The sequence below is a fragment of the Micromonospora sp. NPDC047465 genome, assembly GCF_040643125.1.
Lineage (GTDB): Bacteria > Actinomycetota > Actinomycetes > Mycobacteriales > Micromonosporaceae > Micromonospora.
On sequence record NZ_JBEYTP010000093.1, the window covers coordinates 1 to 10750 of the forward strand.

Genomic DNA, 10750 nt, shown 5'->3' on the forward strand with positions numbered 1-10750 from the left:
TGATGTCCTTGCCCTGCACGCTCAGGGCGTTGCGGGTGGCGGCGGGGCCGCAGTAGTAGAAGTTCGGCTGGGCCTCGTAGCGCACGCCGAGTTCCTTCTCGCCGCTCTTGCGGTCCTGGGTGGCCGGCTTGCTGTCGGTGGTGGGGGCGGCGTGGGCGGCGGTGACGGGGCCGGCGACGGCGCCGCCGGTGAAGGCGAGGCCGGCAGCGGTCAGGGCAGCCTTACGGATCAGATCGGTACGCATGATGAAGCACCTTTCGATCGGGGGTACGCGGCACACACCAGGGGGGGCGGGTGTGCCACGGAAAGGAAAGGTCAAGCCAGAAAGAGAGGGGTGCGCCCTGCGTTCGGGGGGTGGGGCGCGGTCCCGAGGGATGTAACCGGCCGGGCGGGCCACACATTCCGGCGGCCACCGCTCCAGCAATCCCGGGGGGTGTAACGACGTGGGTCCGGCCGGCATTCCGGCCGTCGCCCCGGGCCGCCGGAACGGTGCGGGGGTCACGCGGTCACGATGGGTATCACGCGCCGGCCCCCCGGCCCATGCCCGCCGGGGTGGTGGCGCCCGCCACCGCAATCCACCACCAACCGGACACGACAACCCACGCCGCACCCGGAAGCCTTCGCCGAACCGGACACACACCCCAAGCGGGCCGTCAGTGCGAGGCGTCGGCTGCGAGGTGACGACCGGTCGACCCGCGTTCGCCGTGGCCGCCGCGGCCTAGGGGCGGGACTGCTGCGACCATGACGGCATGGAGATCTGGAACAACCCGTCCTGCTCGAAGTGCGCCGCCGCCCGGTCCGCCCTGGACGAGGCCGGTGTGGGTTACGGGGTGCGCCCGTACGTGGACCGGCCGCCGAGCGCCGCGGAGTTGACCGAGGTGCTGCGCCGGCTCGGCGCGCGCCCCTGGGACGTCTGCCGGACGCAGGAGCCCGCCGCGGTCGCCCTGGGCATGGCCGAGTGGCCGCGGGACGAGGCAGCCGAGCGGCGCTGGATCGACGCGATGGTCGCTGCCCCGGAGCTGATCCAGCGGCCCCTCCTGCTGCTCGACGACGGGAGCGCGCTCGTGGGCCGTACGCCGGAGGCGGTGGCGGAGGCGGTGCGCCGCAGCGGCGCGGCGTCCGGCGGTGGCGCGGAGCCGGGCCTCCCCTCGCCCCCGGCGAACGGATGAACCGGTGACGCGTTTCCGTCCGTAGCCGCCGGGAAAGCGGCCTGCTCGGAGTGCACCCGCCGCACGCCGAGGAGGAGGGGCCGATGTCGCGCCGGAGCCTGTCCACCGCCGTCCCGCAGCGGCTCACCCCGGTCGCCGGGGCGCCCCTGTGGTGCGACGCGCGCGAGTACGGGCTGCGCGGCGACGGCGTGACGAACGACCAGCCGGCGCTGTCCGCCCTGGTGGACCGCCTCGGCGAGGGGTACGCCGCCGACGGGCGGGCCCGGGTGATCTACTGCCCGCCGGGGATCTACTCGGTCCGGGACGCGGGCACGGTGTGGCGCAGCGGCGTGTCGCTGATCGGCGCGGGCCCCGGAGCGACCCGGTTCCTGCTGAGCAACGAGGGGAACCGGGCGGAGCCGACGCCGCTGGCCTTCTGGACCACCGTGCAGCACGGCGCGAACCGCGACCGGCACATCGCCGACTGCACCTTCGCCGACTTCGAGATCGACGGCTCCGGGGTGGCGATGGTCGAGTACAGCTACCTCGCCAAGGGGCTCGGCCTCCAGTACGTCGTGCGCGGCGTCTTCCGCAACCTCTACATCCACCACACCGGGGCGACCGGCCTCGGCTGCGACTTCCTCCAGGACAGCCTCATCGACGGGGTGGTCGTGATCGGCTGCGGTCGCCTGGACAACGGCGAGGAGATGGGCGGGGCCGGCATCGGCGTCGGCATCGGCGGGTGGGGCGAGGTGGAGCGGCTCACCATCGCCAACTGCACGACCGTCGGCAACGGCACCAACGGGATCTTCCTCGAACTGCAGAAGGATCACTGGACGCCCCCGCGCGGCTACCGCATCATCGGCTGCCACAGCCAGGCCAACCGCTTCGGCATTTCCGACTGGGGCGCCGACGGCCTGATCGTCTCCGCCTGCACCCTCACCGGCAACCTGGAGGCCGGCTTCGACGTCTCCGCCAACGGCACGGCGGGGGTCGCGGGCCGCGGCGGGATCCTCACCGACTGCGTCATCGACCGCAACGTCCGCGACGGGGTCAGCATCGGCAACACGCCGGGCCCGTACACGATCCGTGGAAACCGGATCAGCGCCAACGGGGGGTACGGCCACCACGAGCACGACCTCGGGCACGGCTACCGGGGCGCGGCGGCGGACGTGGTCGTCGACAGCAACGAGTTCTGGGACAACGGCCTGGACGCGATCCGGATCGACCGGCCGATGACCGACGCGGTGTTGGTGAACAACCGCATCCGCAGCAACGGTCGGCGGTGCGCCCCGGCCGCGGCCGGCGGGGGCGAGTCGGTGCGCTACCACGACCGGTCCGTGACCGACCAGACGGCGCACTGGCCGCGCGACGGGCACCGGGGCAAGGTGGTGCGGGTCGGGTCACGGACAGCTGTCGTGGTGTCCAACACCGACACCGACCTGACCCTCGCCGAGGTGCGGGCGGACTCGCCGACCGGGTGGAACGAGGACACGCCGCCGCCCGGCGCGTCCTACGAGCTGCCGGCGGCGCCGCCGGTCCGGGCCGGCATCACCGTCAACGCGGCGGTCGACTCCGCGACGGTGCGGGGCAACCGCGTCTGGGACCACCGCGACGAGCAGACCCAGACCCACGCGTTCTGGATCACGCCCGACGGCAGTTGCGTGTCCTGCCGGATCGAGGACAACGACTTCGCCGGCAACGCGGTCGGGCCGGTGCGGCTCGACACCCCGCCGGTCGGCGGCCGCTGGGACCGCAACCACCACGACGAGAGCTGACGCCCGCCGGTCGTCAGCGGGCGTCGTCGGCGGGCGCTGCCGCCTCCGCGTGCCGGTCGCGCAGCCGGGCCCGGATCTCCTCCGGGGTGTACGCCCGACGCCGCCGTTCCGCCCGCGCGATCACCACGCCGGACGCCGCGACACCGGCGAGACCCGCGAGCCCGAGCACCTTCCACCACCGCATCCGTTGCCGCATCGGCCTAGGGTAGACCCCCATGAGCATCAGCCTGGACGAGGCAGCGGAGCTGACCCGCACCGGCGACGTGTGGGTGTTCCGGGGCCGCAGCGTGCCGGACCGGGCCATCCAGTTGACCACCAACAGCCCGGTCAACCACGTCGGCATGGCGGTGGTGCTGGACGACATGCCGCCCCTGATGTGGCACGCGGAGCTGGGCAGGTCGCTGCCCGACATGTGGTCCGGCACCCACCAGCGCGGCGTGCAGTTGCACGACCTGCGGGACGCGGTCTGCGTCTGGGCCAACCGGTACGGCCAGCGCGCCTGGCTGCGCCAGCTCGACCCGCCGGCCGACGCGGAGATGGAGAACGCGGTGCTGCGCACCGTCGCCCGGCTCGACGGCACACCGTTCCCCTCCACCGCCCAGCTCGCCTGGCGCTGGGTGCGCGGTCGGGTGCCGGCGATGCGGGTCCCGACGCTGCCGGGGCGGGGCCGGGACCGCTCCGGGGCATCGGTGCGCGACCGCGCGCTGGAGACGGCGTACTGCGCGGAGGTCGTCGCGGTGACCTACGAGGCGATGGGGCTGCTCCCCGCCGGGCGGCGTCCGAACTGGTACGATCCGGGCCGGTTCTGGAGCGGCGACGACCTCGGCCTGGCCGGCGACGCCCGGCTCGGCGCCGAGATCGAGGTGCGCATCCCGCCGCGCTGAGGTTTGGCCCGGCGGCCGGCAGGCAAATGCTGTCCTTTGTGAGAGCCTCCACCGATCTCGACACGCTGACCGACTTCTTCGACCGGTACGGCGTGGCGCTGACCACCGGCGACCTGCCCGCCATCGCCGGCTGTTACGCGCTGCCGGGGCTGGTGGTCGCCGACACGTACAGCTTCTCGTTCACCTCCCCGGCGGCGGTGGCACTGTCCTTCGTGGGCGCCGCCCCCGACTACCAGGAGCGCGAGCTGGTCGCCGCGCACGCGGCCATCGAGGACGTGCAGCCGATGTCGGCACTGCTGACGATGGTGGCCGTCGAGTGGGAGTTCCTGGACAGCCAGGGTCGAGCGGTGCCCGGCGAGCGTTACCGCTACCTGCTGCGCGCCACCGACGACGGCCCGGTCATCTGCACGGTTCTGCGCGCCGCCTGACCGTCCCGTCCGGCGGGCACGTTCCGGCTCCCACCTCCTTGCCAGCGACCGCTACGCTCTTTCGGACGACCGCTGGAGGAGGGCATGTCCGGCATGCGCCGACCATCGAGCAAGTCCTACGGCACGGCCGTCATCGCGTCCTCGCCCTGGATCGTGGTGTCCGTCGGCGCCGGGGTGATGGTGGTGCTGTTGGTCATCGCGCTCGGCGCCTACCGGGGGCGCAGCCCCGCGTTCGACGCGCAGCCCGGCCCGCCCGAGCCGACCCTCGCCCTGCCCGACGCATGGCCCTCGACGAGCGTCCCGGCCACGGCCGCGTCGCCGTCGAGGCGGGCGTCGCCCACGCCGATCGGCCGCGTCACCGGCCGGTCCACCCCGGGCGGGCCCACGCCGGCGCGTTCGAGCCGTACGCCGTCCCCGGACCCTGGCGGAGACGAGGGCACGGTGCTGCTGCTGCCGCCGACCGCGTCGCCGGTGAGCGGGCGCTACCGGGTACTGGACGAGTCCCACGGCGGGTTCGTCGGCGAGGTGCTGGTCAGCAACGCCTCCCGGGACGGCCGGGCGTGGACGGCCCGGCTCGCCTTCCCGGGCGGTCGGCTGGGCAGCGCGTGGATCGAGGGCGCGCCACAGGGGACGGCCACCCGGACCGACGACGGCTTCACCTACCGCAGCGGCCAGGATCTGGCCGGGGGAGCGTCGGTGGCGCTGCGGTTCTACGTCCAGCACGCGGACAGCCGCCCGGCAAGCTGCACCGTCGACGGCGTCGCCTGCCACGGGCTGTAGGTCACCGAGGTTTCCCAGGGCCCGGCGCGTTCGCGCCGGGCCTGCTTTTGCAAGCGCACTGCTTTGTTGCGACTTCGTTTGCAAGGTATTGCAGAATGTTTCGGCAAGGGCTAGCGTGCGGGCCAATCAGCGACCAGAGGAAGGCCGTCGATGAAACCGCCGCCGATACCGCGCAAGGCCCTGCTCGCCCTCGTCTCCCTGCTCACCCTCACCCTCGTGGGCACCCCGGTCGCCGTACACCAGCTCGGCGCCGACGCCACCGACGGCACGGACGGCACCGGGCCGCTCGCCGCGGCCGGCGCCACCCAGTGGCGTGCCGAGCCCCCGGCGGAGGCGTTGCTGGAGGCCGGCAGCAACCAGGCCCGTGCCGAGCAGTTCTACTTCGTCCTGCCGGACCGGTTCGCCAACGGCGACCCGCGCAACGACGCCGGCGGCCTCACCGGGGACCGGCTCTCCACCGGGCTGGACCCGAAGGACAAGGGCTTCTACCACGGCGGCGACCTCAAGGGCGTCACGGACAGGCTCGACTACATCCAGGGGCTGGGCACGACGGCCATCTGGCTCGCCCCGATCTTCAAGAACCGTCCCGTGCAGGGCACCGGGTCCGACGTCTCGGCCGGCTACCACGGCTACTGGATCACCGACTTCACCCAGGTCGACCCGCACTTCGGCACGAGGGACGACCTGAAGCGGCTGGTGCGGCTCGCCCACCAGCGCGGGATCAAGGTCTACCTCGACGTCATCGTCAACCACACCGCCGACGTCATCAAGTACGCCGAGGACAAGTACACCTACGTGGACAAGGCGACCTCCCCCTACACCGACGCGCAGGGGCGGGCCTTCGAGGACCGCCACTACGCCGACGGCAGCCGGGACTTCCCGAAGGTCGACACCACGTCGTTCCCGTACACCCCGACGTTCGACACCCCGGCCGACGCGAAGGTCAAGGTCCCGGAGTGGCTGAACGACCCGACCATGTACCACAACCGGGGTGACTCCACCTTCGCCGGGGAGAACAGCGAGTACGGCGACTTCTTCGGGCTCGACGACCTGTGGACCGAGCGCCCCGAGGTGGTGCGCGGGCTCACGAAGGTCTACTCCGAGTGGGTGGAGTCCACCGGTGTCGACGGTTTCCGGCTGGACACCGTGAAGCACGCCAACCTCGACTTCTGGCCGCAGTTCAGTCAGGGCATCGAGCGCGCCGCCGACCGCGCGGGCAAGAAGGACTTCTTCATGTTCGGCGAGGTCTACAGCGCCGACCCGGAGATCACCTCGACGTACGTGCGGCGCGGTGGCCTGCCGGCCACCCTCGACTTCGCCTTCCAGGAGGCCGCGCGCGGCTACACCGCCGGCGACGGCTCCGCCAAGGCCCTCGCCGACGTGTACGCCCGCGACGACCTCTACCGCTCCCGCGACACCGACGCGCGGCGGCTGACCACGTTCCTCGGCAACCACGACATGGGCCGGATCGGCTCGTTCATCGCCGGTGGTGGCACCGACCCGGCCAGCCACCTGCGCCGCGACCGGCTCGCCCACGAGCTGATGTTCCTCACCCGGGGCCAGCCGGTGGTCTACTCCGGCGACGAGCAGGGCTTCACCGGTCCGGGCGGCGACAAGGACGCCCGGCAGGACATGTTCGCCTCCCGTACGCCCGACTACCTCGACGACGACCTGCTCGGCACCGACCGGACGCACGCGGTCGACCAGTTCGACCCGACGCACCCGCTCTACCGGGCCATCGCCGAGCTGGGCGCGCTGCGCCAGGCGCACCCGGCCCTGCGCGACGGTGTCCAGATCACCCGGTACGCCGCCGACGGACCCGGCGTCTTCGTGTTCTCCCGGATCGACCCGAAGCAGCGCACCGAGTACGTCGTCGCGGTGAACAACGCCGCGACCGCGCAGACTGTCACCGTGGACACCTGGTCGGCCGGCGCCACCTTCGCCGGCGTCTACGGCGGCTCGGCCGCCCCGGCCGCCGCCGCCGACGGGAAGCTCACCCTGACCGTGCCGCCGCTGTCGGCGGTGGTGCACCGGGCCGGCACCCCGATCGCGCTGCCCGACGCCGCGCCGAAGATCACGATCACCGCTCCGGCACCCGGCGAGCCCGTCGCCACGAAGGCCGCCGTCACCGCCCAGGTCACCGGCGACCCGCTGGCCACCGTCACCGTCGCCGCCCGGGTCGCCGGCGGGAAGTGGACCCTGCTCGGCAGCGCCGACCGGGCCCCGTACACCGTCCACCACGACCTGACCGGGCTGGCCGGCGGCACGGCCGTCGAGTACAAGGCCGTCGTGCGCGACGGCAGGGGCCGGACCGCCACGGCCCGGTCCACGGCCACCGTCGGCACCCCGGCCCAGTCCGCCTCCCGGGACTGGGCGGTGGTGCACTACCAGCGCCCGGCCGGCGGCTACGACGACTGGGGCCTCTACGCCTGGGGCGACATCGACCCCGCGTACGCCACCGAGTGGCCCAAGGGGCAGCCGTTCGCCGGCGAGGACGCCTACGGCCGGTTCGCCTGGGTGAAGCTCAAGCCGGGCGCGAAGTCGGTCGGCTTCCTGGTGGTCGACAGGAACGGGAACAAGGACGTCGGCCAGGACCGCACCATCGACGTGACGCAGACCGGGGAGATCTGGCTCAAGCAGGGCGACCCGGCGATCTACCCGACCCGGCAGGCCGCCACCGGCGAGCCCGACCCGCCCGTCGAGGACGGCACCGCGCTCATCCACTACCGCCGCGCCGACGGCAACTACGACGGCTGGGGCCTGCACCTGTGGGACGGCGCCGCCAACCCGACGGACTGGGCGAAGCCGCTCGCCCCGGCCGGCGTCGACGCGTTCGGCGCGGTGTTCCGGGTGCCCCTCGCCGCCGGGGCGACCGGGCTGAGCTACATCATTCACAAGGGCGACGAGAAGGACCTGCCGGAGGACCAGCGGCTCGACTTCGCCGCCGCCGGCCGCGAGGTGTGGCTGCTCGCCGGCACACCCGGGCGGCTGCTGCCGTCCACCGCGTCCGGCGCCGCCCGGGACGTCGACATCACCAGGCAGAAGGCGCACTGGATCGACCGCTCGACCGTCGCCTGGCAGACCGGGCCCACCGACGGCAGGACGTACGCCCTGGTCGCCGCCCCCGCCGGCGGGGTCACCGTCGCCGACGGCGAGCTGACCGGCACGTACACCACACTGCCGTTGACGGCGCAGCGCAACGGGCTCACCGAGGCCCAGCGCGCGGCCTTCCCGCACCTGTGGGCGTACCGGAGCTTCGCCCTCGACCGGCGGGACCTGGCCAAGGTCCCCGCGGCCCTGCGCGGGCAGCTCCTGGTGACCGAGCGGGACGCCGAGGGCACCCTGCTCGCCGCGACCGGCGTGCAGATCCCCGGGGTGCTCGACGACGTCTACGCCCGGGCCACCGACGCGAAGCTCGGGCCGACCTTCGCCGGCAGGGTGCCGACGCTCGCGGTCTGGGCGCCGACGGCGCGGCAGGTGTCGCTCCAGCTCTTCGACTCGCCGACGGGGCAGCCGAAGGCGGTGGCGATGCGCCGCGACGACCGCACCGGCGTCTGGTCGGTGCGCGGCGCCCGCGACTGGCACGGCAAGTACTACCGCTACCAGGTGCAGGCGTGGCAGCCCGCGACGCAGCAGATGGTCACCGCCGCGGTGACCGACCCGTACTCGCTGGCGCTGGCGCCGAACTCCACGCACAGCCAGATCGTGGACCTGGCCGACCCGGCGCTCGCGCCGGCCGGCTGGGCGACGCTGCGCAAGCCGGCGGCCGTGCCGTCGACGAAGGTGCAGATCTCCGAGCTGTCCGTCCGGGACTTCTCCGTCGCCGACACCACCGTGCCGGCCGAGCGGCGGGGCACCTACCTCGCCTTCACCGACCCCCGGACCGCCGGCATGGCGCACCTCAAGGCGCTCGGTGACGCCGGGGTGACGCACCTGCACCTGCTGCCCGCGTTCGACTTCGCCACGATCCCCGAGCGGCGGGCCGACCAGCGGCAGCCGGCCTGCGACCTGGCCGCGCTGCCGCCGGACTCCGAGGAACAGCAGCAGTGCGTCGCGGCGGTGGCGGACACCGACGGCTACAACTGGGGGTACGACCCGCTGCACTACACCGTGCCGGAGGGCGGCTACGCCGTCGACCCGGCCGGGGCGAAGCGCACCACGGAGTTCCGGCAGATGGTGGCCGGGGTCAACGGCGCGGGGCTGCGCGTGGTGATGGACGTCGTCTACAACCACACCTCGGCGGCCGGCGCCGACCCGAAGTCCGTGCTCGACCAGGTCGTGCCCGGCTACTACCACCGGCTGCTGGAGGACGGCAGCGTCGCCAACTCGACCTGCTGCGCCAACACCGCCCCCGAGCACGCCATGATGGGCAAGCTCGTGGTGGACTCGCTGGTCACCTGGGCCAGGGCGTACAAGGTGGACGGCTTCCGGTTCGACCTGATGGGCCACCACCCGAAGGCGAACATCCTGGCCGTGCGCAAGGCGCTCGACGAGCTGACCCTCGCCCGCGACGGCGTGGACGGGAAGAAGATCCTGCTCTACGGCGAGGGCTGGAACTTCGGCGAGGTCGCCGGCGACGCCCGGTTCGTGCAGGCCACCCAGGCCAACATGGCCGGCACCGGGATCGGCACCTTCAACGACCGGCTCCGCGACGCGGTGCGCGGCGGCGGGCCGTTCGACGCCAACCCGCGGGTGCAGGGCTTCGCCTCCGGCCTGTTCACCGACCCCAACGGTGATCCGGTGAACGGGTCCGCGGCCGAGCAGCGGGCCCGCCTGCTGCACCAGCACGACCTGATCAAGGTGGGGCTCACCGGCAACCTGCGCGGCTACCGGTTCACCGACTCCGCCGGCCGGCAGGTCACCGGCGGCCAGGTCGACTACAACGGCTCGCCCGCCGGCTACACCGCCGCGCCGGGGGAGGCGGTCACCTACGTCGACGCGCACGACAACGAGATCCTGTACGACGCGCTGGCGTACAAGCTGCCGCAGGACACCCCGGCGGCGGACCGGGCCCGGATGCAGGTGCTGGCGCTGAGCACCGTGGTGATGGGGCAGGGTCCCGGCTTCGTCACCACCGGCACCGAGCGGCTGCGCTCGAAGTCGCTGGACCGCAACTCGTACAACTCGGGTGACTGGTTCAACCAGATCCGCTGGGACTGCGCCCAGGGCAACGGGTTCGGCGCCGGGCTGCCGCCCGCGCAGGACAACCGGGACAAGTGGCCGTACGCCAAGCCGCTGCTGGCCGATCCGGCCCTGGTGCCGGACTGCGCGGCGATCAACATGACCGACGCCCGGTACGCCGAGCTGCTGAAGATCCGGGCCTCCTCGCCGGTCTTCGGGCTGGCCACGGCGGAACAGGTGCAGCAGCGGGTCGCCTTCCCGCTCTCCGGCGCGGCCGAGACGCCCGGCGTGCTCACCATGACGCTCGACGGCCGCGGCCTCGACGGGCGCTGGAAGTCGGTGACGGTGGTCTTCAACGCCACCCCGGAGGCGGCGACGCAGCAGCTGACCGGGCTGCGTGGGGCGGACGTGGCACTGCACCCGGTGCTGCGGACCTCGGCGGACGAGGCGCTGCGCACTGCCTCGTTCGACCGGGCGAGCGGCACGTTCACGGTGCCGGCCCGCAGTGTGGCGGTGTTCGTGCAGAGCTGACGCGCGACACGAACCGGCCCCCTCCCGCGAGTGCGGGAGGGGGCCGGTTCGGTGTTCGTCCGGTCCGTGCGGCCGGTGCC

Annotated in this window: 7 protein-coding genes and 1 pseudogene; 6 read left to right on the forward strand and 2 right to left on the reverse strand. The window is 73.3% G+C overall.

Features of this window, described 5'->3' with window-relative positions; genetic code table 11:
- A pseudogene (locus ABZ793_RS34165) lies at positions 1-244 on the reverse strand (phytochelatin synthase); the annotation flags it as partial.
- Positions 245-749: 505 nt separating this feature from the next.
- Between ABZ793_RS34165 and ABZ793_RS34170 the strand changes: the two are divergent.
- Both ABZ793_RS34170 and ABZ793_RS34175 read left to right on the forward strand, forming a co-directional pair.
- On the forward strand, positions 750-1169 hold the full coding sequence (locus ABZ793_RS34170) for an ArsC/Spx/MgsR family protein (RefSeq protein WP_357465051.1): 420 nt from the start codon (positions 750-752) through the stop codon (positions 1167-1169).
- 83 nt (positions 1170-1252) lie between these two features.
- Positions 1253-2926: a right-handed parallel beta-helix repeat-containing protein gene (locus ABZ793_RS34175; protein ID WP_357465053.1), complete on the forward strand. Its 1674-nt coding sequence runs from the start codon at positions 1253-1255 to the stop codon at positions 2924-2926.
- 13 nt (positions 2927-2939) lie between these two features.
- Here the strand turns inward: ABZ793_RS34175 and ABZ793_RS34180 are convergent, their stop codons facing one another.
- On the reverse strand, positions 2940-3122 hold the full coding sequence (locus ABZ793_RS34180) for a hypothetical protein (protein WP_357465055.1): 183 nt from the start codon (positions 3120-3122) through the stop codon (positions 2940-2942).
- A gap of 19 nt (positions 3123-3141) precedes the next feature.
- Here ABZ793_RS34180 and ABZ793_RS34185 point away from each other — a divergent pair, with 19 nt between their 5' ends.
- The 4 genes from ABZ793_RS34185 to pulA all read left to right on the forward strand — a co-directional run bounded on the left by ABZ793_RS34185 (position 3142) and on the right by pulA (position 10670).
- Positions 3142-3810: a hypothetical protein gene (locus ABZ793_RS34185; RefSeq protein ID WP_357465057.1), complete on the forward strand. Its 669-nt coding sequence runs from the start codon at positions 3142-3144 to the stop codon at positions 3808-3810.
- 38 nt (positions 3811-3848) lie between these two features.
- Positions 3849-4238 carry a hypothetical protein gene (locus ABZ793_RS34190; RefSeq protein ID WP_350711436.1) on the forward strand — a complete coding sequence of 130 codons (390 nt, stop codon included), beginning with the start codon at positions 3849-3851 and terminating at the stop codon, positions 4236-4238.
- An 84-nt stretch (positions 4239-4322) separates the two neighbouring features.
- Positions 4323-5018 carry a cellulose-binding protein gene (locus ABZ793_RS34195; protein WP_357465059.1) on the forward strand — a complete coding sequence of 232 codons (696 nt, stop codon included), beginning with the start codon at positions 4323-4325 and terminating at the stop codon, positions 5016-5018.
- Between the two features lie 150 nt (positions 5019-5168).
- Entirely contained in the window at positions 5169-10670 is a 5502-nt protein-coding gene (pulA, locus tag ABZ793_RS34200; RefSeq protein ID WP_357465061.1) for a pullulanase-type alpha-1,6-glucosidase, read from the forward strand.
- The last annotated feature ends 80 nt before the right edge of the window (positions 10671-10750 follow it).